Here is a 25233-nt window from a genome sequence, read left to right on the forward strand (position 1 = left end):
GCGCCTGCCGCTCCAGGCGGTGCTGCTGGTCGCGATCCCCGTCAGCATCGGCGCCACATTTTTCCTGCGGCGGAAAGTAGCAGGATGAACGCCGAGAACCCAATCTGGGCGCTGATCTCCACCTTTGGTCTGATGTCGCTGTTCGCGGTCGGCGGTGCCGCGGCCGCGGTGCCCGAGATGCACCGCATCGCGGTCGAGGTACATCACTGGATGACCGACAAGCAGTTCGCCGATGCCTATGCGATCGCGCAGCTCTCGCCAGGTCCGAACGTGCTTATCGTGACGTTAATCGGCTATGCCGTCGCGGGAATTCCCGGCGCGCTCGCGGCAACGCTGGCGATGTGCCTGCCGACCGCGCTGGTTGCCTATTATGTCAGCCGTCTGTTGAACCGGCCCAGCCAATCGCGCTGGCCCGGTCTGATCCAGGCTGCACTGGTTCCGCTCTCGATCGGATTGATGGCAGCCAGCGCCCTGATCCTGGCCCAGTCGACCGATCGCACGATTGCTGCACTGCTTCTGACCGCAGTGGTTGCGGTGGTCGCGTCTGTCTCGCGCATCAATCCACTATGGCTCCTGCTCGCCGGGGGCTTGTTGGGTTTTGCTGGCATTGTGTAATGAAAATCGCTAGGCAGTGATCCGGGCGGGGGATCCATTTCCAGCCGATTAGAACAACACTGCGCGTGACTTACGGGTCGCGGAGGAGACATGCATGGCCGATACGATGGGCCACTCAGCGACAGCCACCCGAAACACATCGGTGGCGATCGGCTTTTGCCTGCTGGCGATTGCGCCGCAGATATTCGAATTCATCTGGTCGATCGGGACAATTTTCGGCTGGGGCGCGGGACGCGGCCCGGCCACGGTCCTGATCAGCCACGCGACCGCACTGGTCGCGGGCGCTCCCGCTGCGCTGATCGGAGCGGCCAGTGGTGACACCAAGAAGGCGTCATCCGATGTGCTGCTGGCGCTGATCTATTCCTACCCGATCCTTGTGGTGGCGATCGTCACGCTGTTCATGACCATCAGGTCGGCACAGGATTATGTTGGTGGCGTCATCCTGATGGCGCTGGCCCTGTTCGCGCTGTGGGCTTCGAGCGATTTGCAGGGAATGCGCGGCTTCTCCTTCGGCGCGGGCACCGCGCCGCGCATGTTCGGCGGGCTGCTGGTCGCCTTGTCCGCAGGCATCGCCTTGACCGGCCTGCTGACCGATGGGCCGGCGATGGCGCATTATGCCTGGCGCGGGCCGATGTTCGTGATGGCCGCGATCGTGTTTTTCGCGCTGGCGATCCGGCCGCTCGGCGTTGTGGTCTCCGCCTTCGTCAGCTTCATGATCGCGGCGACAGGATCGCATGAGACGCGCTGGCTGGAGGCTGCCATCGTTGGCGCCTGCCTGACGCTCGGCTGCGCGATCCTATTCCCCTACGTGCTCGGGCTGCCGATGCCGATGTTCCCGCGTTTCCTGGTCCAGTGAGGGCGTGATGGATATTTTTGCCAACCTCGCTCACGGCTTTGCCGTCGCGCTCTCTCCGATCAACCTGCTGATGTGCCTGATCGGGGCGCTCGTCGGCACGCTGGTCGGCGTTCTCCCTGGCATCGGCACCATCGCGACGGTCGCGATGCTGCTGCCGATCACCTTCGGTCTGCCGCCGGTCGGCGCGCTGATCATGCTCGCCGGCATCTATTACGGCGCGCAATATGGCGGCTCGACCACGTCGATCCTGGTCAATATTCCAGGTGAGGCGACATCGGTCGTCACCGCCATCGACGGTCACCAGATGGCCAAGCAGGGCCGCGCCGGTCCGGCGCTGGCGATCGCCGCGATCGGCTCGTTCTTCGCCGGCTGCGTTGCGACTGTCCTGATCGCTGTCCTCGGCGCGCCACTCACAAAACTCGCGCTGGCGTTCGGTCCGGCCGAATATTTCTCGCTGATGGTGCTCGGCCTGATCTTCGCGGTCGTGCTGGCCAAGGGCTCGGTGCTGAAGGCGATCGCGATGATCGTGTTCGGTCTGCTGCTGTCGATGGTCGGTTCGGACATCGAGACCGGCGCCTCGCGCATGGCCTTCAACATTCCGGAGCTGGCCGACGGTCTCGGCTTTGCCACGGTTGCGATGGGTGTGTTCGGCTTTGCCGAGATCATCCGCAATCTCGACGCAGGCGCCGAGATGAACCGCGACCTCGTGCAGCAGAAGATCACCGGCCTGATGCCGACCAAGAAGGATCTGAAAGACTCGGCGCCTGCGATTCTGCGCGGCACCGCGCTCGGCTCGATCCTCGGCATTCTGCCGGGCGGCGGCGCGGTGATCGCGTCCTTTGCGGCCTACACGCTCGAGAAGAAGCTCGCCAAGAACCCGTCGCGGTTCGGCCGCGGTGCGATCGAGGGCGTGGCGGCACCGGAAAGCGCCAACAACGCCGCGGCGCAGACCTCCTTCATTCCGCTGCTCACCCTCGGCATCCCGCCGAACGCGGTGATGGCGCTGATGGTGGGTGCGATGACCATTCACGGCATCGTGCCGGGTCCGCAGGTGATGCAGAAGCAGCCGGATCTCGTCTGGGGCATGATCGCCTCGATGTGGATCGGCAATCTGATGCTGATCATCATCAACCTGCCGCTGGTCGGAATCTGGGTCCGCCTGCTGCGCGTGCCTTACCGGCTGATGTTCCCCTCGATCGTGATCTTCTGCGCGATCGGCATCTACTCGGTGAACAACGCGCCGGTCGACGTCATCCTCGCGGGCGTGTTCGGTCTGGTCGGCTACTGGCTGATCAAGCACGATTTCGAGCCGGCGCCGCTGCTGCTCGGCATGGTGCTGGGCCCGCTGATGGAAGAGAACCTGCGCCGTGCGCTCTTGATCTCGCGCGGCGACTGGAGCGTGTTCCTGACGCGTCCGCTGTCGGCGGTGCTGCTTGCGATCGCGGCCTTCCTTCTGACGCTCACGCTGCTGCCCATGCTGCGTGCCAAGCGTGACGAGGTGTTCACCGAATCCGAGAACTGATCGCGCCTGCGTCCGCGCGGCGCCCTGCGTCCGCGCGCCGCATTCGGAAGTCGAATCGACTTGTGTGATGTCTTCGTGAAATGAAAATGCCGGCCCTTGTGGCCGGCATTTTTGTTTGTGTCCCGGGGGAAACGACATGACTTCCATTCGCGCGCTCGCCACGGGCGCATGTGCTGCCGCGCTTGCATCGCTGTGTGCCTTCGTCGCACCCGCGAAGGCGCAGACCTATCCGACGCGTGGCATCACCATGATCGTGCCGTTCGCGGCGGGCGGGCCGACCGACGTGATCTCGCGCATCGTCACCGCGCACATGGCGCAGACGTTTGGCCAAAGCATCATCATCGAGAACGTCGTCGGCGCCGGCGGCACCACCGCGACCACGCGCGCCGCACGTGCGGCCAATGACGGCTATACGCTCATCACCGGGCATATGGGCACGCATGCCGCCTCGGTGCCGCTCTATCCCAAGCTCGCCTACCATCCCGAGAAGGACTTCGAGCCGGTCGCGCTGCTCGCGGGCACGCCGATCCTGATCCTCGCGCGCAAGGATTTTCCGCCGAAGGACCTGAAGGAGTTCGTGGCTTACGTGAAGGCCAACGCCGAGAAGGTGAACGCGGCGCATGCCGGAATCGGCTCGGTCTCGCATGTCTCGTGCGAGCTGCTGCACTCCATCCTCGACATCAAGCCGGTCGGCGTGCCCTTCAACGGCACGGGCCCCGCGATGAACGCGCTGGTCGCCGGACAGGTCGACTACATGTGCGACCAGATCGTCAATGCCGTGCCGCAGATCAACGCCGGCACCATCAAGGCCTATGCGATCGCAACGGTCGAGCGCAATCCGTCGCTGCCGAACGTGCCGACGACGACGGAAGCCGGCCTGCCGGCATTCCAGGCCCAGGCCTGGAATGCGATGTTCGCGCCGAAAGGGACTTCGCCGGCGATCATCGCCAGCCTGAACGCCGCCGCCATCAAGGCGCTCGACGACGAGACCGTGAAGAAGCGTCTGCTCGAGCTCGGCAGTGTCATCCCAGGTCCTGCGGACCGGACGCCGGAGGCGCTGGCGACCCTCGTCAAGAACGAGATCGCAAAGTGGACCCCGGTCCTCAAACCGGCGACTTAACCAGCACTTTCAAGCTGATAGGGCAGGGGCGGGACCTCGGTTCCGCCCCTTGTCTTTGCGCCGGGAGCGCTCAATTTTCCGGGTATAATCGGTGCAGGCAGCGAATCGCCGCTGTCGCAGCGCCGGGGGCGCCGTTAAGTTCGCCGCCTCCCCAAAGGCTCTATCGCACATGCACCAGTATCAGGACCTGCTCGAGCGGATTCTTTCAGACGGCGCCGAGAAGACCGACCGGACCGGCACCGGGACGCTGTCGGTGTTCGGCCATCAGATGCGCTTCAACCTGTCCGCCGGCTTCCCGATGCTGACCACCAAGCGGCTGCCGCTGAAGGCGATCGTGCATGAGCTGCTGTGGTTCCTGAAGGGCGACACCAACATCAAATATCTGCGCGACAACGGCGTCACCATCTGGGACGAATGGGCCGATGCCAATGGCGATCTCGGCCCGGTCTACGGCCATCAGTGGCGCTCCTGGCCAGCGCCTGACGGACGCAGCATCGATCAGGTCGCCAACGTCGTCGACATGATCAAGCGCAATCCGGACTCGCGCCGGCTGATCGTTTCGGCGTGGAATCCGGCCGAGGTCGACAAGATGGCGCTGCCGCCGTGCCACTGCCTGTTCCAGTTCTACGTCGCCAACGGCAAATTGTCGTGCCAGCTCTACCAGCGCTCGGCTGACGTGTTCCTCGGCGTGCCCTTCAACATTGCCTCCTATGCGCTGCTCACCATGATGGTGGCGCAGGTCACGGGCCTGAAGCCCGGCGACTTCGTGCATTCGTTCGGCGACACCCATCTCTATTCCAACCATCTGGAGCAGGCGAAGCTCCAGCTCACGCGTGCGCCGCGTGCGCTGCCGGTAATGCGGATCAACCCCGACGTGAAGGACATCTTCTCGTTCCGCTTCGAGGATTTCGAGCTCGTCGGTTACGATCCGCATCCGCACATCAAGGCGGAAGTCGCGGTCTGACGCAGATGTCACTGAACGTCCGCCGCGTGCGTCCAGGCGAAGCCGGGCTGGTTCTCTCCTTCATTCGAGAACTCGCCGAGTACGAAAAACTCTCGCACGAGGTCGAGGCGACCGAGGCTGACATCGCGGACGCGCTGTTCGGCGACAGGCCGCAACTCTATTGCGCGATCGCCGAATGGAACGGCGAGGCGGTCGGCTTTGCGGTCTGGTTCGCCAACTTCTCCACGTTCAGCGGCCGCCACGGCATCTATCTCGAAGATTTGTACGTGCGGCCGTCGCATCGGGGCAGGGGCCTCGGCAAGGCGCTGCTGGTTCATCTCGCGAACGAATGCGTCGAGAATGGCTGGTCGCGCCTGCAATGGGCGGTGCTCGACTGGAATGCGCCGTCGATCGCGTTCTACAAATCGCTCGGTGCGGTGATGATGGACGACTGGACGCTGTGTCGCGTCTCCGGGCCCGCGCTGACACGACTTGCAGGGAGCGCGAGTTGATGGAGATCGTCTTCGTCGTCGCGATCGCGGAGAACGGCGTCATCGGCGCCGGTGGCGCGATGCCGTGGAGGATGAAATCCGACATGCAGCGCTTCAAGGCGCTGACGATCGGCAAGCCCGTGATCATGGGCCGCAAGACCTTCGAATCCCTGCGCCGGCCGCTGCCGGGCCGCACCAACATCGTGATCACGCGTGACGCGGACTATCGCGCCGCGGGGGCCGTCGTCACGACATCGTCCGCCGATGCCGGGGCGGTCGCGCTTGGCGACGCCCTGCGGCGTTCGGTCACCGAGATCGCGGTGATCGGCGGCGCCGAGATCTATCGGCGATGGCTCGATCGTGCCGATCGCCTCGAGATCACCGAAGTGCATGCGCGGCCCGAAGGCGACACGCATTTCGACATCGACCGGGCAGAATGGGATGAGGTTGCGCGCGTCCGCCATCCTGCCGGCCCCGACGACGGCGCCGACTTCTCCTATGTGACATATCGTCGGCGGCGCGGCCATTAACCGCTTTCGCCAATGTTTACATTGACTTTTTCGTGCCCGAGCATAGCTCGGAAGACGGCGAGGGCTGCGTTGTAAGGGACCTGCCTGTCCCCTATAAAGCCGGACCGGACAAAGCGGGCGGGGGCAATTCCACCCTGCCGAGGAGAGCGTCGAATGCCGTGGAAGAATCAGGGCGGTGGCCCGTGGGGCTCGGGTCCGAAAGGACCATGGGGCTCAGGCCCGCAACCAGTCGGGCCGAGGCCGCCGGATCTGGAAGACCTTCTGCGGCGTGGCCAGGACCGCCTCCAGCAGATCATGCCGGGGGGCTATTTCTCCGGCATCGGCATCACGCTGATCGTCCTGCTCATCGTCGCGTTCTGGCTGCTGTCCGGCTTCTTCCGGGTGCAGTCCGAGGAACAGGGCGTGGTGCTGCGCTTCGGCAAGCACGTGCGTACCGTGGACCCGGGCCTGAACTATCACCTGCCTTATCCGATCGAGACGGTGCTGCTGCCGAAGGCGCTGCGCGTCAACACGATCTCCATCGGCATGACGCTGATCGACGATCCGGCGCGGCGCGGCCGCTCCATCCGTGACGTGCCGGAAGAGAGCCTGATGCTGACCGGCGACGAGAACATCGTCGACGTCGATTTCACCGTGCTGTGGCGCATCAAGCCCAACGGCGTCGGCAACTTCCTGTTCAACATCCAGAATCCCGAAGGCACCGTGAAAGCGGTCGCCGAGAGCGCAATGCGCGAGGTGATCGGCCGCTCGCAGATCCAGCCGATCCTGACCGGTGCGCGCAACGTGACCGAGCAGAATGTGCAGGAATTGATGCAGAGGACGCTCGACGGCTACGGCTCCGGCGTCCTCATCACCCAGGTGCAGATGCAGAAGGTCGACCCGCCCGGCGACGTGATCGCTGCGTTCCGCGACGTCCAGGCGGCGCGTGCCAATCTCGAGCAGCTGCAGAACGAGGCGCAGACCTACGCCAACCAGGTGGTGCCGCAGGCCCGCGGACGTGCCGCGCAGATCATGCAGGCCGCCGAAGGCTACAGGGAGCAGACGGTCGCCGAGGCCAAGGGCCAGAGCTCGCGCTTCCTGAAGGTTTACGAGGAATACAAGAAGGCGCCCGACGTGACGCGTGAGCGGATCTACCTGGAGACGATGGAGCGCGTGCTCGGCGGCGCCGACAAGCTCGTCTATGACGGCGGCCCCTCGGGCCAGGGCATCGTGCCCTATCTGCCGCTCGGCGAATTGACCACCAAGCGGCCGCCTACCACCGGTCAGCCCTCGAGCGGAGGCACGCGATGAGGTCTCCGGTCACAGGTATCGTCACCCTCCTCGGCCTCCTGCTCGTCGTGATCGTCGGCTACATGTCGCTGTTCACGGTGCAGCAGACCGAGCAGACCATCGTGCTGCAGTTCGGCCGGCCCGTCGACGTCGTCACCGATCCCGGCCTGCACTTCAAGGCGCCGTGGAATTCGGTGATCAACATCGACAAGCGGATCCTCGATCTGGAGAACCCGTCGCAGGAAGCGATCGCGTCCGACCAGAAGCGGCTCGTGGTCGACGCCTTCGCGCGCTACCGCATCAAGGACGCGCTGCGCTTCTATCAGAGCATCGGCTCGATCCAGGCCGCCAACATCCAGCTCACCACGCTCCTGAACGCGGCGCTGCGCCGCGTGCTCGGCGAGGTCACCTTCATCAACGTGGTGCGGGACGACCGCGAGAAGCTGATGCAGCGCATCCGCGAGCAACTCGACCGCGAGGCCGACGGCTACGGCATTCAGGTCGTCGACGTCCGCATCCGCCGCGCCGACCTGCCGGAGCAGAACAGCCAGGCGGTCTATCTGCGCATGAAGACCGAGCGCGAGCGGGAAGCCGCCGAGTTCCGCGCGCAGGGCGGCCAGAAGGCCCAGGAGATCCGCTCCAAGGCCGATCGCGAGGCGACCGTGATCGAGGCGGAAGCGAGGTCCCTGGCCGAGCAGACCCGCGGTGTGGGCGACGCCGAGCGCAACCGCCTGTTCGCGGAAGCCTACGGCAAAGACGCCGACTTCTTCGCCTTCTACCGGTCGATGGCGGCCTATGAGAACGGGCTGAAGTCGAGCGACACCCGCTTCCTGCTGCGTCCGGACTCGGATTTCTTCCGGTTCTTTGGTAACCCGTCCGGCAAGACGGCGGCCGAGACGCCGGCGAAGCCGTGAGCTAGACAGAGGGCGGCAGTCCTGCCGCCCTTCATCCAGACAAGAACAGCACAACGGGAGGTTCCATTCCGATGAGGTCCATTGCGTTCAACGACTTCCTCATCGGCCTGGGCATCCTGTTCGTGCTGGAAGGCTTGATGTTCGCGGCCAGTCCGAACTGGATGCGCAAGGCCATGAAGAGCGCCATCGCCACGCCGGACAATATCCTCCGGGTGGTCGGGATCGGTTCGGCCGTGGCCGGCCTGGTCCTGATCTGGGTGATGCGGCGTCCGATTTAGTCGGCACGCCAACGCCAAAGTGAAGGCAACAGGCCGGTTTTCGCCATATTATCGGGGTCTTGAGGCCCGGTAAGGTCCGCGCTTGCGCGGTGCCCCCGTTCGAGCGCAGTCTGGCGCCGAATCCCTTTTCCTGGAGATCACAATGTCCGCTGCCATCATTGCCCCGTCCCGCTTGCGCCCGATCCGCTTGCGACTTGGGCTGGCCGCGCTTGCCGTCAGTGCTTTCAGTGCGTTCGGCAACCCGGCTCAGGCACGTGGACCGGAGGGCATCGCCGATGTCGCCGAGAAGGTGATCGACGCGGTCGTCAACATCTCGACTTCGCAGACCGTCGAGGCCAAGGGCGGCGGTAGCAACAGCATGCCGCAATTGCCGCCCGGCTCGCCCTTCGAGGAGTTCTTCGACGACTTCTTCAAGAACCGCAAGGGTCCGGGCGGTGGCAGCAAAGGCGGCGACAACGGCCCGCCGCGCAAGACCAACTCGCTCGGCTCGGGCTTCATCATTGATACCGCCGGCGTCGTCGTCACCAACAACCACGTCATCGCGGATGCCGACGAGATCAACGTCATCCTCAACGACGGCACCAAGATCAAGGCCGAGCTGGTCGGCGTCGACAAGAAGACCGACCTCGCGGTGCTCAAGTTCAAGCCGACCAAGCCGCTGGTCGCGGTGAAGTTCGGCGATAGCGACAAGCTGCGTCTCGGCGACTGGGTGGTCGCGATCGGCAACCCGTTCAGCCTCGGCGGCACGGTGACCGCCGGCATCGTCTCGGCCAAGAACCGCGACATCTCCTCCGGGCCCTATGACAGCTACATCCAGACCGACGCCGCCATCAACCGCGGCAATTCGGGTGGTCCGCTGTTCAACCTCGATGGCGATGTCATCGGCGTCAACACGCTGATCATCTCGCCGTCCGGCGGCTCGATCGGCATCGGCTTCGCCGTGCCGTCGAAGACGGTCGCCGGTGTCGTCGACCAGCTCCGCCAGTTCGGCGAGCTGCGCCGCGGCTGGCTGGGCGTGCGCATCCAGAGCGTAACCGACGAGATCGCCGAGAGCCTCAACGTCAAGCCGCCGCGCGGCGCGCTGGTCGCCGGCGTCGACGACAAGGGCCCGGCCAAGCCGGCCGGCATCGAGCCGGGCGACGTCGTCGTCAAGTTCGACGGCAAGGACGTCAAGGACCCCAAGGATCTCTCCCGCGTCGTCGCCGACACCGCGGTCGGCAAGGAGGTCGACGTCGTCATCATCCGCAAGGGCCAGGAGGAGACCAAGAAGGTCACGCTCGGCCGCTTGCAGGATCCCGACAAGGTGCAGGCCGCGGTGAAGACCGACGAGCCCGCGCCGGAGAAGCCGGTGACGCAAAAGGCGCTCGGTCTCGATCTCGCCGCGCTGAACAAGGATCTGCGCACGCGCTACAAGATCAAGGACAGCGTCAAGGGCGTGGTCGTCACCAATGTCGACGCCAATTCGGATGCCGCCGAGAAGCGCCTCTCCGCCGGCGACGTCATTGTCGAGGTGGCGCAGGAGGCTGTCTCGAGCGGTGCCGACATCCAGAAGCGGGTCGACCAGCTCAAGAAGGACGGCAAGAAGTCGGTGCTGCTGCTGGTGTCCAACGCCGACGGCGAGCTGCGCTTCGTGGCGCTGAGCGTGCAGTAGTCGCGGGTCAGTCTTGTAGGGTGGGCAAAGCGAAGCGTGCCCACGCATTTTGGCGAATCGAGAGAGATGGTGGGCACGGCGCAAATGCGCCTTTGCCCACCCTACGACCGCGGAGTGTGTAGCAACGATCGCAGAGGCTACGCCTCCACAAACTCCTCGCGCCGATACCCCTGCGCATAAAGCAACGCGGTGAGATCGCCGTGATCGATCCGCGCCGCGGCCGCAGCCGCCACGGCCGGCTTGGCGTGATACGCCACGCCCAGCCCCGCGGCCTGGATCATCGCGAGATCGTTGGCGCCGTCGCCGACCACGATGGAGTCGATGTCGTCGAGATCGAACGATTCCATCAGATCCACCAGCGTCGCGAGTTTTGCTGCGCGCCCCAGGATCGGCTCCTTGACCTCGCCGGTGAACTTGCCGTCACGCACCACGAGCTCGTTGGCGCGGTTCTCCTGGAAGCCGATTTGTGCCGCGACAGCGCTCGTGAACAGGGTGAAGCCGCCGGAGACGAGGCAGGTATAGGCGCCGTGGGCGCGCATGGTCGCGACCAGTGCGCGGCCGCCCGGCGTCAGCGTGATGCGCTTGGCCAGCACCTCGTCGACGACGCTGGCGGGGAGGTCCTTCAGCAGCGCGACGCGCTCGCGCAGCGCCGGCTCGAACTCGATCTCGCCGCGCATGGCGCGCTCGGTGATGCCGGCGACATGGGCCTTCATCCCGACGAGATCGGCGAGCTCGTCGATGCATTCCTGGCCGATCATGGTGGAATCCATGTCGGCCAGAAAAAGCTTCTTGCGCCGGACGCCGGCAGGCTGCACCACGATGTCGATCGGCAGGTCGCCGCGCAGCTCGCGAAGCCGCTGCTCGATGGCGTGACGGTCGGCTTCGAGGTTACTGTCGGCGCCGAAGGGGATGTCGACCGCAACCCCGTCGAACAGCCAGTGCGCAGGCGCCGCCTGAGGCAGCACGGCGCGGGCGCCGTCGACGATGGTACTATCGAGCGCGGGATTGTCAGGGTTGCAGATCAGCGTGGCGACGAGGGACATTTGAGGTTTTCGTGAGCGAGGGGCATTCCAGCAAGGCCGTGCTTATCGCAGGCCCGACCGCCAGCGGCAAGTCGGCGCTGGCGCTCGAGCTTGCTCTGAGTGCCGGCGGCACCGTCATCAATGCCGATTCCATGCAGGTCTACCGCGACCTCCGCATCATCACGGCTCGTCCCGCGCATGGCGATGAGGCGCGTGTTCCGCATCGCCTTTACGGCCATGTCGATGCGGCCGTGAATTTCTCGGCCGGTGCCTGGGTGAGTGACGCGGCCAAGGCGCTCGAGGAGGCCCATGCCGAAGGTCGGCTACCGATCTTCATCGGCGGGACCGGGCTCTATTTCAAGGCGCTGACGGCCGGCCTCTCCGTGGTGCCACCGATCCCCGCCGAGATACGCGACGAGGTGCGCGCCCGGCTGGAGCGGAACGGCGTCGAGGCGCTGCATGCGGAACTCGCGCGCCGCGATCCGCGCGCCGCCGAGCGATTGAACCTGCGCGACCGCACCCGGATCGCGCGCGCGCTCGAAGTGGTCGAGGCAACCGGCCGCTCGCTGCTCGACTGGCATCATGAGGGCCAGCCGCCGCTGTTGCCGAAAGACAGTTTTCGCGCAGTGTTCCTCGCGCCCGAACGCGACGAACTCTACGCCCGCATCGACGCGCGCTTCGACGCCATGCTCGGCTCCGGCGCCTTGAGGGAGGTCGAGCGCCTCGCCGCGAGACACCTCGATCCGCTGCTGCCGGCCATGAAGGCCCATGGCGTGCCGGCCCTGATCCGGCATTTGCGCGGTGAGCTCAGCCTGGAAGAGGCCGCCACGATCGGCCGCGCCGACACCCGCCACTACGCCAAGCGCCAATTCACCTGGTTCAGGCACCAATTGCCGGAGTTCGAGTGGGTGAAGTTGGAGGAGGCGAGGGGGTGGCTCGCGACGGTCGCGAACGCGGTGCGTACTCCCGACTGACGCGCTTTTGTGCTCGGGTTCCCGATTTTACCTCTCGCCGAACCCCGGGAACACCGCTACACTGCCAAAATCGCGCGGGAACGGCCGCATTGCCTTGACATCCAGGCTTTGGCCGTTATGTTTCGCGCAACCTTTGGGATGCCGAGCGTCTGCCATGCGCAACATTATTACCAAACTCCTTATCGCCGTCGTACCCAGGCACACCGCCGGGGGTGGCTAGCTGCCATCCACATGACAGGCGGTGTGCATGGGGCCCTCTTCGGGGCCTTTTTTATTTGCCGAACCCGACACGAACGAAGCCGCTGACAACAGCGCATCCGGAGCAAGCCAATGAGCGACAAGAGCCACGATCCGAACCAGATGACCGGCGCCGCGATGATCGTTCGCGCGCTCATCGATCACGGCGTGACCGACATTTTCGGCTATCCCGGCGGTGCGGTGCTTCCGATCTATGACGAGATTTTCCAGCAGAGCGAGGTCCAGCACATCCTGGTCCGCCACGAGCAGGGCGCCGGTCATGCCGCCGAGGGCTATGCGCGCTCGACCGGCAAGCCGGGTGTCGCGCTGGTGACCTCCGGCCCCGGCGCCACCAACATGGTGACGCCGCTGACCGACGCGCTGATGGACTCGATCCCGCTGGTCTGCATCTCCGGCCAGGTGCCGACGCATCTGATCGGCAACGACGCGTTCCAGGAATGCGACACGGTCGGCATCACGCGTCCCTGCACCAAGCACAATTGGCTGGTGCGCGACGTCAACGATCTCGCAAAAGTCCTGCACGAGGCGTTCTACGTGGCGACCACGGGGCGCCCGGGCCCGGTGCTCGTCGACGTGCCCAAGGACGTGCAGTTCGCAACCGGCACCTATCATCCGCCGCGCAAGTCCGACGTGCACCGCTCCTACGCGCCGCGCGTGAAGGGCGATGCGACGCAGATCCGCAAGGCGGTGTCGTTGCTCGCCAATGCAAAACGTCCCGTGATCTACAGCGGCGGCGGCGTCATCAATTCCGGCCCCGAAGCGACCAAGCTGCTGCGCGAACTGGTCGAGGTCACCGGCTTCCCGATCACCTCGACGCTGATGGGCCTGGGCGCCTATCCGGCGTCGGGCAAGGCCTGGCTCGGCATGCTCGGCATGCACGGCACCTACGAAGCCAACATGACCATGCATGATTGCGATGTCATGCTGTGCGTCGGCGCGCGCTTCGACGACCGCATCACCGGCCGCGTCGATGCGTTCTCGCCGAATTCGAAGAAGATCCACATCGACATCGACCCGTCCTCGATCAACAAGAACATCCGCGTCGACGTGCCGATCATCGGCGATTGCGGCAATATCCTCGGCGACATCCTCCAGGTGTTCAAGGCCGAGGCGAAGAAGCCCGACATCAAGGCGTGGTGGCAGCAGATCGCACAGTGGCGGGCGCGCAACTCGCTCTATTACAAGAAGAGCAACGACGTGATCCTGCCGCAGCACGCGATCCAGAGCCTGTTCGAGGCGACGCGTGGCAAGGATACCTACATCACGACGGAGGTCGGCCAGCACCAGATGTGGGCGGCGCAGTTCTTCGGCTTCGAGGAGCCGCACCGCTGGATGACCTCGGGCGGTCTCGGCACGATGGGCTACGGCCTGCCAGCCGCGGTCGGCGTGCAGGTCGCGCACCCCGACAGCCTCGTCATCGACATCGCGGGCGACGCCTCGGTGCAGATGACGATGCAGGAGATGTCGACGGCGGTTCAGTACGAACTGCCTATCAAGATCTTCATCCTCAACAACCAGTACATGGGCATGGTGCGGCAGTGGCAGCAGCTGCTGCACGGCAACCGCCTGTCGCATTCCTACTCCGAGGCGCTGCCGGATTTCGTCAAGCTTGCGGAAGCCTATGGCGGCGTCGGTCTCCAGGTGCACAAGCCGTCCGATCTCGACGGCGCCATCCAGGAGATGATCTCGGTCAAGCGCCCGGTGCTGTTCGACTGCCGCGTCGCCGCGCTCGAAAACTGCTTCCCGATGATCCCGTCCGGCAAGGCGCATAACGAGATGCTGTTGCCCGAGCAGGCCAACGACGAGGCCACGGCAAAGGCGTTCGCCGGCGGCAAGGCGCTGGTGTGAGACTTCGAGATGTTTGACCTCAAGGAGCTCGAACGCGCCCACGAGATGGTCGGCACCGCCATGACGCCGACGCCGGCGCACGCCTGGCCGCTGCTCGGCCAGCGCTTGGGGACGCACGTCGTCGTCAAGCACGAGAACCACACGCCGACCGGTGCGTTCAAGGTGCGCGGCGGTCTCGTCTATCTTGACCGGCTGAAGCGGGAGCGGCCGAACGTGCCGGGCATCATCTCGGCCACCCGCGGCAATCATGGCCAGAGCCTTGCATTTGCGGCGCGGCGTCACGGCGTGCCCGCGGTGATCTATGTGCCCAAGGGCAATTCGGTCGAGAAGAACCATGCCATGCGTGCGTTCGGTGCCGATCTGGTCGAGCACGGTGACGATTTCCAGCTGGCGCGGGAGGAGGCCGGCCGCCGTGCGCAGTTCGAAGGCCTGCATATGGTGCCGTCGTTTCACCCCGACCTCGTGCTGGGTGTCGCGACCTACGCGCTGGAGCTGTTTCGCGCGGCGCCCGATCTCGACGTGCTCTACGTTCCGATCGGGCAGGGCTCCGGCATCAGCGCCTGCATCCTGGTGCGCGACCTGCTCGGCCTGAAGACCGAAATCGTCGGCGTGCAATCGACCGAGGCGCCGTCCTATGCGCTGTCATTCGCTGCCGGCAAGGTCGTGACGACCGAGACCAGCAACACGCTGGCCGACGGCGTGGCGACGCGCTTTCCGGATGCCGATGCCGTTGCGCTCATTTGCAAGGGTGCTTCGCGCATCGTGCAAGTGGCCGATGACGAGGTTGCCGCCGCGATCCGCGCCTACTGGACCGATACGCATAACCTCGCCGAGGGTGCCGGCGCTGCCGCGCTCGCCGCGGCGCTTCAGGAAAAGACAAAGCTGTCGGGCAAGCGCGTCGGTCTCGTGCTGTCCGGCGGCAATATCGATTTCGATCTGTTCCGCCGTTGGGTCGGGACGGACGCGCCCGCCGCCCGGCCGGCCATGGCGTGACGAAGAGAATAGAGGGGACGACAATGAACCAGCCCGCATCCGCCTATTTCATCGAAGAGCGTCACGACCCCAACGAGACGCACACGCTTGCGGTGCTCGTGCAGAACGAGCCCGGCGTGCTCGCGCGCGTCATCGGCCTGTTCTCGGGCCGCGGCTACAACATCGAGAGCCTCACGGTCTCGGAGACCGAGGCCCAGAAGCATCTGTCGCGCATCACCATCGTCACCACGGGCACGCCGATGGTGATCGCGCAGATCAAGCACCAGCTCGATCGCATGATCCCCGTCTACCAGGTCGTCGACATGACCCAGACCAAGCGCTCGATCGAGCGCGAACTGGCGATGGTGAAGGTGCGCGGGCAGGGCGAGCACCGCGTCGAGGCGCTCAGGCTGGCGGATGCGTTCCGCGCCCGCGTGATCGACGCCACCACCGAGAGCTTCGTGTTCGAGATCACAGGCAATACCGACAAGATCAACCAGTTTATCGACCTGATGCGCCCGCTCGGCCTTGTTGAGGTGTCGCGCACCGGCGTTGCCGCGATCGGCCGCGGGCCCGAAGGGATGTGAGCCATGCTGGCGCGCGACTGGTACTACAACGAGCGGAATCGGATGGGCATCGGCCCCGCCGTTGCCTCGATCTATGATAACCACGACGACGCCGATTTGCGCGCGCGCGCCGCGTTGAAAATGTTGGGCGTCCAGCGAGGCTGGCGGATTGCCGATATCGGCTGCGGCAACGGCGTGCTGGCGACCGAAGCCGCGCTGCTGGGTGCGCAAGTCGACGCCATCGACATCTCGCCTGCGATGCTGGCGCTCGCCGAGATCTATGCACGGGACCGCAAGGCCAAGGTTGCGACGCAGCCGGCCGGCCTGCTCAGCTTTGCTTACCAGCCGGACTCCTACGATCTGATCGTCAGCGAGTTCACGCTGCACCATCTGCCGGATTTCTGGAAGGTGGTGGCGATGTCGCGGATCTTTCGCGCGCTGAAGCCGGGTGCGACTTTCTACCTGCGCGACATCGTCTATGCCTCGATGCCCGACGCGGTCGAGCGCGACGTCGAGCAATGGGCCGACTTCCACATCAAGAACCATGATTTTTCCCGCGAGAGCGTGGTCACGCATATGCGCGACGAATATTCCACCTTCGGCTGGGTGATGGAGCGGATGCTGACCGATGTCGGCTTCGCGCTGATCTCGGTCGACTACCACGCACCGATGCACGGCACTTATCTCCTGCGCAAACCGAAAGCCGGCGAGCAAGGCTAGACACGAATAACAACAGGGCTGCACGACAGGGCAGAACCGGGAATAACAATGAAGCCGGCCGACATCCTCATCGCCATCGTGGTGGCGATCATCTGGGGACTTGCCTTCGTGGCGAGCCGGATCGCGCTCGACGAGTTTTCGCCGGAGCTGATGACGGCGATGCGTTTCACCATCGCCGCGGTGCCGTGCCTGTTCATTCCCAAGCCGAAGGTCGCCTGGTCGCTGCTGATCGCGATCAGTTTTACGCTGTTTCTCGGCCAGTTTCTGAGTCAGGCCTACGGCATCGCCCATGGCGTGCCGGTGGGCCTGACCTCCGTCGTCGTGCAGAGCCAGGCGCTGTTCACGATCGGCTTTGCCGCGATCGCGTTCGGCGAGCGGCCGACGCCGGTGCAGACGCTCGGCGTCGCCATCGCGGCAGCCGGCCTGCTGATGATCTGCGGCACCGTCGGTTACGATTTCAGCGTCGGTGCCTTTGCGGTGCTGATGATCGCGCCGCTCAGCTTCGCCGTCGGCAATCTCCTGCTGCGCGGCGCGCGCGGCGTGCCGATGTTCGACCTGTTCGCCTGGCTCTGCCTTGCGACCGCAGTGCCGCTTTTCGCGCTGGCGCTGGTCGTGAACGGGCCGGTGCCGACGTTCCAGTCGCTGATCCACATGTCGCTGACAGGTCTGATCTGCCTGCTGGCGATTGGCGCCATCTCCACCAGCATCGCCTATTGGCTGTGGGGGCGGCTGCTGCGTGATTATCCCGCGGCCCAGGTGGTGCCGTTCGCGCTGCTGGTGCCGTTCGTCGGCTCGGTCGCGTCCAGCGTCGTGTTCGGCGAACGGTTCGGCCCGCTGCGGCTCGCCGGCATGCTGATCGTGATCGGCGGCATCGCGGTGATGGTGCTGGCGCGGCGCCCGCAGATCCTGCCGAAGACGGCGTGAGGCGACGATGACCCACTCGCTCTTCTATGCCTTCCTCGCCTTCATGGTGGTGATGTACTTCACCCCCGGGCCGAACAACATCATGCTGCTGGCCTCGGGCCTGACCTATGGATTCAGGCGCACCATCCCGCACATCGCCGGCATCGTCATCGGCTTTGCCTTCATGGTCGCTGCGGTGGGTCTCGGGCTCGGGACCGTGTTCCTGGCCTATCCTATCCTCCAGACCATCCTGAAATATGCAGGAGCGGCCTACCTGATCTACCTCGCCGCGGTAATCGCCATGTCCGGCCCGACCACGCCGGGGGGCGACAGCGGCCGCGGCCCGATGACCTTCTGGGGCGCGGCGATGTTCCAGTGGATCAACGCCAAGGGCTGGGTGATCGTGATCGGCACCATCACCGCCTATGCGGCTATCGCGCAGTTTCCGGTCAACATCGCGATCCAGACCCTGATCAGCCTGCTCGTCGGCACGGTCTCGACCGTGGTCTGGGCCCTGTTCGGCACTGCACTACGTCCGGTGCTGACCTCCGAGCGGCTGGTCCGCGCCTTCAACATCCTGATGGCAATCCTGCTGCTCGCCTCCCTCTACCCCGTTTTCATGGATGCATGATGTCGCGGATTTCCATGCAGAAACGGGTTTCCCTAAGGGGCCGAAATGCTCTAGACAGCCCCCGAAATCCGCAAATTTCACCCTTCGGACACTGACTATCGGCCGATTCTGGCCCTGAACGAGGAAACGACTATGCGTGTTTATTACGATCGCGACGCCGACCTGAACCTGATCAAGGGCAAGAAGGTCGCCATCGTCGGCTATGGCAGCCAGGGCCACGCCCATGCGCTGAACCTCAAGGACTCCGGCGTCAAGGACGTCGCCATTGCCCTGCGCAAGGACTCGGGCTCGGTCAAGAAGGCGGAAGCCGCCGGCTTCAAGGTGATGGAAGTCGCCGACGCCGCCAAATGGGCCGACCTCGTCATGATGCTGACCCCGGACGAGCTCCAGGGCGACATCTACCGCGAGCACCTGCACGACAACATGAAGAAGGGCGCCGCCCTCGTGTTCGCGCACGGCCTCAACGTTCACTTCAACCTGCTCGATCCGCGCGCCGACCTCGACGTGCTGATGATCGCGCCGAAGGGCCCCGGCCACACCGTGCGCTCGGAGTATCAGCGCGGCGGCGGCGTGCCCTGCCTGATCGCGATCGCCAAGGACGTCTCGGGCAACGCCCATGACCTCGGCCTGTCCTACGCCTCCGCCGTCGGCGGCGGCCGCGCCGGCATCATCGAGACCACCTTCAAGGAAGAGTGCGAGACCGATCTGTTCGGCGAGCAGGTCGTGCTCTGCGGCGGTCTGGTCGAGCTGATCAAGGGCGGCTACGAGACCCTGGTCGAAGCCGGCTACGCTCCGGAGATGGCCTATTTCGAGTGCCTGCACGAAGTGAAGCTGATCGTCGACCTGATCTATGAAGGCGGCATCGCCAACATGAACTACTCGATCTCGAACACCGCCGAGTACGGCGAGTACGTCACCGGCCCGCGCATCGTCACCGCCGAGACCAAGGCCGAGATGAAACGCGTTCTCGCCGACATCCAGGGCGGCAAGTTCGCCCGCGACTGGATGCTCGAGAACAAGGTCAACCAGACCTCGTTCAAGGCGACCCGCGCCAAGCTCGCCCAGCACCCGATCGAGGAAGTCGGCGCGAAACTCCGCGACATGATGCCCTGGATCAAGAAGGGCGCGCTGGTCGACAAGAGCAAGAACTGAGGCTTGCGTTCGACCTCTCCCCGCCGGACGGCGGGGAGAGGTTCAACCTCTGAAACGATGGCCACGCAGACGTGCACCAGCCCGGCGCTCGCTCGGCGAGATCGCGGGCCGGAATGGTCACTACTTCTTCGTAGCTTCCGGCGGATCGGCGTCCGCGAATACGTCGGTTCGCTCTTTCCAAATGATCCAGCTGTCGCGCGCACGCGGATTTGCGTCGGGCTTGAGGAAGCGCCGCTCGCCCTTGCGCTTCAGCTCGGCATTTCCATCCCAGGCGGATTGACCGCCAAGGCGTACCGCTTCGTAGATCAGGGTGATGGTCTTGGGGGCGATATTGAAGTCTTGCATCGACGCGCGAAAGATTTCATCCGCAACGGCTCTTGGGCGCGTTTGGGTCCAATACAGGTAATCGTGAATAATCGCCGGATAGGTGTATTCGCCATCGGGGCGCAGCGCTGACCAGAATATCTGGGGTATGCTGGCAAAGTCGGTGACGAAGCCGGCCGGCGCCTCGACGGCTTCGAGCCTGGCGGGGGCATCCGCACCGGGTTGCCAGGATATGGGGCGCAGCAGATAGTAGATCGGCTCCTTGAAGCGGCCGACATGGAGGGGATCGTCGGAAGCTCGCTGCCGCGACGAAATCCATTCGTCCATCCAGCTTTCGACGGCTGTGCTCGCTTGCCCGCTCTGGGCCGTTTGGGCAGATCCGGTTTTGGCCACGCTCAGCCCGAGCGCGCTGCCGGCGGCAAGTGCGAGGGTTTCCCGTCGATTGAAGAGCATGCTGCTTTTCCTTCTGCTGGCGGTGGATGGCGCCGGCTTCAACAGCTGCCGCCGCGGACAGCCGCCGTCATCCGGAGTTTTCCGACGGTTTCGGCGTCGGCGACTCCGGTCGATTTGCTGCCGATCGCGCGCTGGAATTGGGCAATCGCGGCCTCGGTCTTTCCGGTGAAGTACCAGCTCGGCCTGCGCGCGAGGTAGCCGAGGTCGACCAGCATCTGCTCCAGCTCCTTGATGCGTGGCTCGAACTCGCCTTTTCTCAGATCCAGTTCCGGGCGCTGATTGGCTTCGATCGCGTCGCCACATAGCTGGTCGGATACGGGAGGCAGGTTGAAAAGGCCCGTCAGCACTGCCGCATCGACATCCCCCGGGCCCGGCAGAGCTGACTTGACCTCGGCGTATAATGGGAACGCCTCGGCGTCCAATACCAGGACTCCGTCCCGGCGGATCGACAAACTGGCGCCGCCGCCCTCGCACTCCGTGCCGCACGACAAAACGCCGTTCTTTCCAGGGGTGCAGTTTGCGGCCATCACGTAGCGGATTCCCGGTGCGCCCCATTGCTCGACCGTGAAGTCCTTCTTGCCATAGTCGACCTGTATCCGCTTGATCGGGCCATGCGCCTCGTCGACATCGAGCCGGAAGCATTGCGCAGCCGGGGGTTTGGCGGTCGGTTTTTTTGGTTGCGCCGTTGCCGGCGACATGGCGAGCGCGAAGAGCAAGAGGCCCAATGAAGGCGAATGGAAGCGGTTCACGGCGTCAGCCTTTCCTGATTCCCTGCATCATGACGAAAGGTGCCCAATAATACGGGTGCGAGTAGTCCGGCGCGCGAGGCTGCGGTGCGTCTCGTACCGCTTTGGCGGGCGTCGGCTTTCCGGCGTCGCCAAATATGGCGGCGTCGTTGCTGATGAAGGCGCGCTGCGTTTCGGCCAGCGCTGCCTCGCGCGGGAGTTTGCGCTCGATTGCGTTCCTGTAGAACAGATGCATGAACAGTGCAGAGGCACGGTCGGCGATCGGCCAAAGTGTTCCAATGACCGTCCTGACGCCTTCACGCTGGACCGCGGTCGCGAAGCTCTCGAGCTCCCGGCCGTCGGAGTCGTCTCCGGCGTAGGCGGTTTGGCAGGCCGACAGAGTCAGCAGGTCGACGTCGCCGAAATCGAACTCGCGGTTCGCGCCCATGTTGTCCTGGATGTCCTTGACGCTGAGGCGACCGCCGTCTCCGAGTAGAAGAAAGGACTGCGCGTTGGTCTTGCCCAGGTTGAAATGCGATGCGATGTGCACCATTCCCAATTCGGCCTGTCTGGCGCGACTGAACAAGATGCCATCGCTGAGCGACGTACGAGTGAACTTCGAATCCAGGAACTCGCGCCCATTGACGATGCCCCGGTTGCCGCCATTCTTGATCAATCCGTCAACCTCGAATTTGGCTGCGGGCAACGCCGAGAAGCCCGGATATCCGAGGGTGGTCCCGAAGGCCGACATGCTTGCACCTGCCGAGGCCCCGAGCGCTGCGGGGACAGTCTCCGTCATCGCAAATGACTGGAAGGTGCGGACGAGATAGGATTTTCCATCGTGCAGCGCTGCAACGGGAATGTAGCGCAGCTTGCGATCCAGAGATACCAGCAGGGTATGCGCACCGCTAGCCGCAATCTCCCTGGCAAACGGCCCGATCATGAGGTCATAGAATTCCTGTGCCAGAGGCACGGCATCTTGTGAGGGCTGTCGAAGCTTGTCCCGAAAGAGGGCGATCTTCTTGTTCAGGAGATTTTCGTCAAACGGCCGGTCGTCCAGCCGATCCCAGGTATGAGTCAATTGGGCACCCGCCGGGAGCGTCAGGATGATGTGCATGCGGTTCGGCAAGACGACATAATGCAGCGCGACGGCATCGGATCGCAGTTCGATGCGCAAGCGCGACTGGATCGAACCCAGGCTGTTCAGTCGTGCTTCCGTGTCGGGCTCATTGGCCGTTTTTGCTGCAACTCTCAGCTGCTCCACCAACCCGGCGCTCTTGGCCGAATAGGCCTTCAACTGGGTTTCGATCGAATCCAGTTCCTGTTGCTCGGCGTCCGACAGGCCAGATTTGCTGCGGCGCTCCTTCAGGTCGCGCTGCCGCGGCCCGAGCAGTGCGACGGGTATCCTGATCTCGGCGATGACGTTCTGCGCCGTCAGCTCTTCATTGGAGAGCGGCAACTGGTCGAGCGCGATGCCCCGGAATCGCCAATCCCGGTCGAGAAACTGGAACGCCTCGAAATCCTTGAGAAATCCAAGCACGCGCTCGGCGATCGCTGGGCGGCCTTGGCGAATGAACAGATCCGCAAGCCAGCGATAGTGATCCGAAACCACGTCGGTGAAGCACAATTGCAGACGCTCGGGCAGTTCGTGCACGCTGCGTCGCACGTCTTGCAGTTCGTTGACGGCGATCTTGGCCAAAACCAGCGCCACGTCAGTGCTGCCGAGATCGAAGATGCGCCGGCTGGCTTTTGAATAGAGGCAGACCCGGGCGAGCGCCGCAGGCAGCGGTCCGGTGAAAATGCCCGCCGTTTTCTCCAAATCAAGCTCGGTGTTGAGCGCTTCGATCTCGAGACGGATGGCATCCGCGGGGTTCTTGCGTTGTCCTTCAGCTTCGGACAGCCGTCGCGCCGCCGCCGCCAGGCCCCGGCTGATTCCGCCGCGCGCGAGCTGTGCGTGATACTCGGCCGTCGCGCTCTCGTAACTGATTGGCTCGTCGAGCTTGCCCGGATCGGGCGTGGGCACCACGCCAAGCATCTGGCGGTACATGCCGGCATCGGAATCGCCCTTGGCGGCCAAGGTGTCGAGCAGGCCCTTCAGTGCGATGATGCGCGGGTTGGCCGCACTCGGCCGGGTGTTGATCAGTCGCCGGATCACGGCATTGCGCGCCCTGTAGGCGTCGTTGCCGACCAGGCTGCCCGTCGCGCGGCTCAACACCGAGCGTGCCTCTTCGAAGTCACCGTAGAATGCCAGGACATCGGCATAAGCGGCCACTTCGGCGGTCACCCGGTCCTTCGGGGGTGTCAGGGCCAGCGTTCGGTCGCTGGCCATCTTCAAACGGTCGAAGCCGAGCTTGACGAGCCGCAGGTCGAGACCGCCGCTCGCGAGCAGATGGGCGAACCGGACGCATTCCTCGTCCGTTTCCGTATCGTCGACCTTGCAAGCGTCCGGACCCAGCCGCGCTGAGATGAGCGCCACGAGGGCATCCGCAGCGGAATCCTGCTCAGCCTGGATGTAGGCCAGAAAGTTTGCCGCAAGCGCGTCGTTCTTGGCCGCCGACGTCAGCCATGTCACGGCCTCATCGCGTCTCTTCAAGGCCAGCAAAAGGCGCGGCAGACGCAACCTGTTCTCGGCCAGGCTCCCATCGTCGGAAGCCGCACCGCCACCCACGCGATACCATTCGGCGGCAGCGTCGAGGTTGATGGCTGCACCACAGTCGACGCAGGAAAATGCGTCACCAAGCGATGTGGCAAGTTCCGGATGCTTTTGCGCGGCCTCCAGCACGATTTGCCGTCCTTCCGGCGAGGACAGGAATTCGGCGCCAGCGAGCATGCGATCCTGAATCGCGTCCGCGATCCCGTTGACCCAGTCGATCTGCTGATCCGGGGCATCGCCGCCAGCGCTGGATGGTGGTTCGGGTCGCGTCGCCGCGAGCAATGCGCGATACCATTTTCCGGCTTCGGCGAGGTCGCGCGGCACGAGCTGCCCGTCTTCGTAGATGCGTGCCAGGGCGAGCGCGCCCGCAGGCTGGCCGAGATTTGCGAGCCGGGTATAAGCGGCGATGGCGCGAACGGGATCGGCGGACACGCCGTAACCCTGTTCGTAGGCCTGTGCGACGCGCAGGAGGGCGAAGGGGGACTCCCCTGTTGCTGCCGCCTCGAAGAGCCGAACGCCGCGCTCCGGCTTCTTGCCGGCGTCGCTAAGACCCTCGGTCAGTGCGATCCCGAGCTGCGATTGGGCGAATGGATTTGCCGCATCCAGGGCGACGGCGAACGCTTCGTCGTTGAGCGCGACCAATTCGGCAAGGCGCGACAGGGTCGGAATTTGACGGATGCTGATATTGAAATCGCTCTTGGTCAGCGTAGCCCGGAACCAGTCGGCGCGGACTCTGTCTTCGACCTGCTCGGGTTTGTCCGCCTTCAGATATCCCAGGGCGGCCAGATGCGCCCGGGTCACAATGCTGGCGTCCAGCTCGCCCCGCTTGGCGCGCCGGTACAGGTCGTACAGCAGCCGTTCACGCACGGGGCAGCGCTCGCTGACGCCGTATTCGGGAAAATCACCGGCGGCCGTGGGCTCGGTGCGAATGATGTCCAGTATGTCCGCAAGGTCTGCCGGCTTGATATCGGAGCCGCATACGGCCTTGGGAGGCGGCACGTATAATCTTGCGAGCGCAAGCAGACCTCCTGCACCACCAACGGGCTGTCCGGTGAAGGATGCGCCGCACAGGTCGCTTCGCAACGGTTCGGCCAGCAAATGCGCGGTCTCTCCGGCCGAAGGACGCTTCATGTCCCTGGGCCGCAATTTCAGGTTTGCAGCCGCCTTTTGCCATGCCGTCGTGCTGTTTTCGGAGAACCATCCCGGTTGGTCACTTTCCGCCGTGCAGCCCTGGATCGACAGGGCGAACTCCGCAAGGCTCAGATAGGGCTGGGGAGGCGGCGTTGTCTCAGCCTGGCCATTCAATACTTGCATGAAATCGCCGCCGGCCTGGATATGGAGCACCGGGCAAAGCGCAGGGCCGTAGGTCCGGCTATCGGCATTCAGCCGCTCGATCGCGGGGCCGGTGGTTTTGAGAAGCTGCCCCAGCACCTGCGCCAACTCGCGCGGTGAAACCTTGGTGAGCGACTCGGCGGCCTTGAATTTCGCAAGTGCAGCCGTTTGCGCCGTATCCGCGAACAGTTTGGGCAGGGATCGTTCATCCCAGGCCGACGCGATCAACACGAGCGCCGGGGCACCCAGCGGCTCACTGAAGCAGCCGGTTTTCTGTATTGCGGATTGCCATTGTGCATCCTGTGCCCGGGAGCTGCTTGCGGCCAAGGCAATGCACGCCAGCGCAAATACGATCCTGCACAGAAAAATCATGGCACGCGACAACATCTCATTTTCCAGACGTGTCAAATCACGGAGTTGAAAATCGATAGTCAGTATATTTGAAATTGTAGTCAAAAATTGGCGCGACGTATAGGGCCTCGGACCTCCGGGTGCTCGTTGCCGGTTCAAT

The 25233-nt window shown here is 64.4% G+C and carries 23 protein-coding genes; 19 read left to right on the plus strand and 4 right to left on the minus strand.

Annotation, left to right across the window (positions count from 1 at the left end; translation table 11 throughout):
• Positions 1-84: 84 nt before the first annotated feature.
• From PMI42_RS05830 to PMI42_RS05880, 11 genes are all read left to right on the plus strand, one after another.
• On the plus strand, positions 85-615 hold the full coding sequence (locus tag PMI42_RS05830; protein ID WP_008131484.1) for a chromate transporter: 531 nt from the start codon (positions 85-87) through the stop codon (positions 613-615).
• A gap of 94 nt (positions 616-709) precedes the next feature.
• Positions 710-1471 carry a tripartite tricarboxylate transporter TctB family protein gene (locus tag PMI42_RS05835; RefSeq protein ID WP_008131486.1) on the plus strand — a complete coding sequence of 254 codons (762 nt, stop codon included), beginning with the start codon at positions 710-712 and terminating at the stop codon, positions 1469-1471.
• A 7-nt stretch (positions 1472-1478) separates the two neighbouring features.
• A complete protein-coding gene (locus PMI42_RS05840; protein ID WP_008131488.1) occupies positions 1479-2993 on the plus strand; it encodes a tripartite tricarboxylate transporter permease in 1515 nt (504 codons plus the stop codon).
• Between the two features lie 136 nt (positions 2994-3129).
• Positions 3130-4113, plus strand: coding sequence for a tripartite tricarboxylate transporter substrate binding protein BugD (locus tag PMI42_RS05845; protein WP_008131490.1), 984 nt, complete (start codon positions 3130-3132; stop codon positions 4111-4113).
• A 169-nt stretch (positions 4114-4282) separates the two neighbouring features.
• Positions 4283-5077 carry a thymidylate synthase gene (locus tag PMI42_RS05850; protein WP_008131491.1) on the plus strand — a complete coding sequence of 265 codons (795 nt, stop codon included), beginning with the start codon at positions 4283-4285 and terminating at the stop codon, positions 5075-5077.
• Between the two features lie 5 nt (positions 5078-5082).
• Positions 5083-5568 carry a GNAT family N-acetyltransferase gene (locus PMI42_RS05855; protein ID WP_008131493.1) on the plus strand — a complete coding sequence of 162 codons (486 nt, stop codon included), beginning with the start codon at positions 5083-5085 and terminating at the stop codon, positions 5566-5568.
• Positions 5568-6077 carry a dihydrofolate reductase gene (locus PMI42_RS05860; RefSeq protein WP_008131495.1) on the plus strand — a complete coding sequence of 170 codons (510 nt, stop codon included), beginning with the start codon at positions 5568-5570 and terminating at the stop codon, positions 6075-6077. Before PMI42_RS05855 ends, PMI42_RS05860 begins: the two co-directional genes overlap by 1 nt.
• 153 nt (positions 6078-6230) lie before the next feature.
• Positions 6231-7367: an FtsH protease activity modulator HflK gene (gene hflK / locus PMI42_RS05865; protein ID WP_008131497.1), complete on the plus strand. Its 1137-nt coding sequence runs from the start codon at positions 6231-6233 to the stop codon at positions 7365-7367.
• Positions 7364-8260 (plus strand): protease modulator HflC, encoded by an 897-nt coding sequence (hflC, locus tag PMI42_RS05870; protein ID WP_008131499.1) that lies wholly within the window; start codon positions 7364-7366, stop codon positions 8258-8260. The genes hflK and hflC overlap by 4 nt, the downstream gene beginning before the upstream one ends.
• A 71-nt stretch (positions 8261-8331) precedes the next feature.
• Entirely contained in the window at positions 8332-8538 is a 207-nt protein-coding gene (locus tag PMI42_RS05875) for a DUF2065 domain-containing protein (RefSeq protein WP_008131501.1), read from the plus strand.
• 142 nt (positions 8539-8680) lie between these two features.
• A complete protein-coding gene (locus tag PMI42_RS05880; RefSeq protein ID WP_008131503.1) occupies positions 8681-10189 on the plus strand; it encodes a Do family serine endopeptidase in 1509 nt (502 codons plus the stop codon).
• A gap of 137 nt (positions 10190-10326) precedes the next feature.
• Here PMI42_RS05880 and serB read toward each other — a convergent pair whose 3' ends face one another.
• Positions 10327-11232, minus strand: a complete 906-nt coding sequence (gene serB, locus PMI42_RS05885) for a phosphoserine phosphatase SerB (protein WP_008131504.1) — start codon at positions 11230-11232, stop codon at positions 10327-10329.
• A gap of 11 nt (positions 11233-11243) precedes the next feature.
• Between serB and miaA the strand changes: the two genes are divergently transcribed.
• The 8 genes from miaA to ilvC all read left to right on the plus strand — a co-directional run bounded on the left by miaA (position 11244) and on the right by ilvC (position 19235).
• Positions 11244-12185 (plus strand): tRNA (adenosine(37)-N6)-dimethylallyltransferase MiaA, encoded by a 942-nt coding sequence (gene miaA / locus PMI42_RS05890; protein WP_008131505.1) that lies wholly within the window; start codon positions 11244-11246, stop codon positions 12183-12185.
• Between the two features lie 330 nt (positions 12186-12515).
• Positions 12516-14291 (plus strand): acetolactate synthase 3 large subunit, encoded by a 1776-nt coding sequence (locus PMI42_RS05895; RefSeq protein WP_008131508.1) that lies wholly within the window; start codon positions 12516-12518, stop codon positions 14289-14291.
• Positions 14292-14300: 9 nt separating this feature from the next.
• The gene (locus tag PMI42_RS05900) at positions 14301-15284 is read left to right on the plus strand and encodes a threonine dehydratase (protein ID WP_008131510.1); all 984 of its coding nucleotides are present in this window, start codon (positions 14301-14303) and stop codon (positions 15282-15284) included.
• Positions 15285-15307: 23 nt separating this feature from the next.
• Positions 15308-15850, plus strand: coding sequence for an acetolactate synthase small subunit (ilvN, locus tag PMI42_RS05905; RefSeq protein ID WP_008131512.1), 543 nt, complete (start codon positions 15308-15310; stop codon positions 15848-15850).
• Positions 15851-15853: 3 nt separating this feature from the next.
• Positions 15854-16549, plus strand: coding sequence for a class I SAM-dependent methyltransferase (locus tag PMI42_RS05910; protein WP_008131513.1), 696 nt, complete (start codon positions 15854-15856; stop codon positions 16547-16549).
• Between the two features lie 48 nt (positions 16550-16597).
• Entirely contained in the window at positions 16598-17473 is an 876-nt protein-coding gene (locus tag PMI42_RS05915; protein WP_008131516.1) for an EamA family transporter, read from the plus strand.
• Between the two features lie 7 nt (positions 17474-17480).
• Positions 17481-18083: a LysE family translocator gene (locus PMI42_RS05920; RefSeq protein WP_008131518.1), complete on the plus strand. Its 603-nt coding sequence runs from the start codon at positions 17481-17483 to the stop codon at positions 18081-18083.
• Positions 18084-18215: 132 nt separating this feature from the next.
• Positions 18216-19235 (plus strand): ketol-acid reductoisomerase, encoded by a 1020-nt coding sequence (gene ilvC / locus PMI42_RS05925; protein WP_008131520.1) that lies wholly within the window; start codon positions 18216-18218, stop codon positions 19233-19235.
• A 120-nt stretch (positions 19236-19355) separates the two neighbouring features.
• Here the strand turns inward: ilvC and PMI42_RS37415 are convergent, their stop codons facing one another.
• From PMI42_RS37415 to PMI42_RS05940, 3 genes are read right to left on the minus strand one after another with little or no spacing between them, the layout of a single operon-like run.
• Positions 19356-20012: a DUF1353 domain-containing protein gene (locus tag PMI42_RS37415; protein ID WP_008131523.1), complete on the minus strand. Its 657-nt coding sequence runs from the start codon at positions 20010-20012 to the stop codon at positions 19356-19358.
• A 38-nt stretch (positions 20013-20050) separates the two neighbouring features.
• Positions 20051-20761 carry a peptidoglycan-binding domain-containing protein gene (locus PMI42_RS05935; RefSeq protein WP_008131526.1) on the minus strand — a complete coding sequence of 237 codons (711 nt, stop codon included), beginning with the start codon at positions 20759-20761 and terminating at the stop codon, positions 20051-20053.
• Positions 20762-20765: 4 nt separating this feature from the next.
• Entirely contained in the window at positions 20766-25109 is a 4344-nt protein-coding gene (locus PMI42_RS05940; RefSeq protein WP_008131528.1) for a CHAT domain-containing protein, read from the minus strand.
• Positions 25110-25233: the final 124 nt, after the last annotated feature.

The organism is Bradyrhizobium sp. YR681, from assembly GCF_000282615.1.
Lineage (GTDB): Bacteria > Pseudomonadota > Alphaproteobacteria > Rhizobiales > Xanthobacteraceae > Bradyrhizobium.

Bases quoted from the DNA above. Each gene is read 5' to 3' on its own strand.
- PMI42_RS05830 (WP_008131484.1), top strand. From the start codon at position 85: ATGAACGCCGAGAACCCAATCTGGGCGCTGATCTCCACCTTTGGTCTG.
- PMI42_RS05835 (WP_008131486.1), top strand. From the start codon at position 710: ATGGCCGATACGATGGGCCACTCAGCGACAGCCACCCGAAACACATCG.
- PMI42_RS05840 (WP_008131488.1), top strand. From the start codon at position 1,479: ATGGATATTTTTGCCAACCTCGCTCACGGCTTTGCCGTCGCGCTCTCT.
- PMI42_RS05845 (WP_008131490.1), top strand. From the start codon at position 3,130: ATGACTTCCATTCGCGCGCTCGCCACGGGCGCATGTGCTGCCGCGCTT.
- PMI42_RS05850 (WP_008131491.1), top strand. From the start codon at position 4,283: ATGCACCAGTATCAGGACCTGCTCGAGCGGATTCTTTCAGACGGCGCC.
- PMI42_RS05855 (WP_008131493.1), top strand. From the start codon at position 5,083: ATGTCACTGAACGTCCGCCGCGTGCGTCCAGGCGAAGCCGGGCTGGTT.
- PMI42_RS05860 (WP_008131495.1), top strand. From the start codon at position 5,568: ATGGAGATCGTCTTCGTCGTCGCGATCGCGGAGAACGGCGTCATCGGC.
- hflK (WP_008131497.1), top strand. From the start codon at position 6,231: ATGCCGTGGAAGAATCAGGGCGGTGGCCCGTGGGGCTCGGGTCCGAAA.
- hflC (WP_008131499.1), top strand. From the start codon at position 7,364: ATGAGGTCTCCGGTCACAGGTATCGTCACCCTCCTCGGCCTCCTGCTC.
- PMI42_RS05875 (WP_008131501.1), top strand. From the start codon at position 8,332: ATGAGGTCCATTGCGTTCAACGACTTCCTCATCGGCCTGGGCATCCTG.
- PMI42_RS05880 (WP_008131503.1), top strand. From the start codon at position 8,681: ATGTCCGCTGCCATCATTGCCCCGTCCCGCTTGCGCCCGATCCGCTTG.
- serB (WP_008131504.1), bottom strand. From the start codon at position 11,232: ATGTCCCTCGTCGCCACGCTGATCTGCAACCCTGACAATCCCGCGCTC.
- PMI42_RS05895 (WP_008131508.1), top strand. From the start codon at position 12,516: ATGAGCGACAAGAGCCACGATCCGAACCAGATGACCGGCGCCGCGATG.
- PMI42_RS05900 (WP_008131510.1), top strand. From the start codon at position 14,301: ATGTTTGACCTCAAGGAGCTCGAACGCGCCCACGAGATGGTCGGCACC.
- ilvN (WP_008131512.1), top strand. From the start codon at position 15,308: ATGAACCAGCCCGCATCCGCCTATTTCATCGAAGAGCGTCACGACCCC.
- PMI42_RS05910 (WP_008131513.1), top strand. From the start codon at position 15,854: ATGCTGGCGCGCGACTGGTACTACAACGAGCGGAATCGGATGGGCATC.
- PMI42_RS05915 (WP_008131516.1), top strand. From the start codon at position 16,598: ATGAAGCCGGCCGACATCCTCATCGCCATCGTGGTGGCGATCATCTGG.
- PMI42_RS05920 (WP_008131518.1), top strand. From the start codon at position 17,481: ATGACCCACTCGCTCTTCTATGCCTTCCTCGCCTTCATGGTGGTGATG.
- ilvC (WP_008131520.1), top strand. From the start codon at position 18,216: ATGCGTGTTTATTACGATCGCGACGCCGACCTGAACCTGATCAAGGGC.
- PMI42_RS37415 (WP_008131523.1), bottom strand. From the start codon at position 20,012: ATGCTCTTCAATCGACGGGAAACCCTCGCACTTGCCGCCGGCAGCGCG.
- PMI42_RS05940 (WP_008131528.1), bottom strand. From the start codon at position 25,109: ATGTTGTCGCGTGCCATGATTTTTCTGTGCAGGATCGTATTTGCGCTG.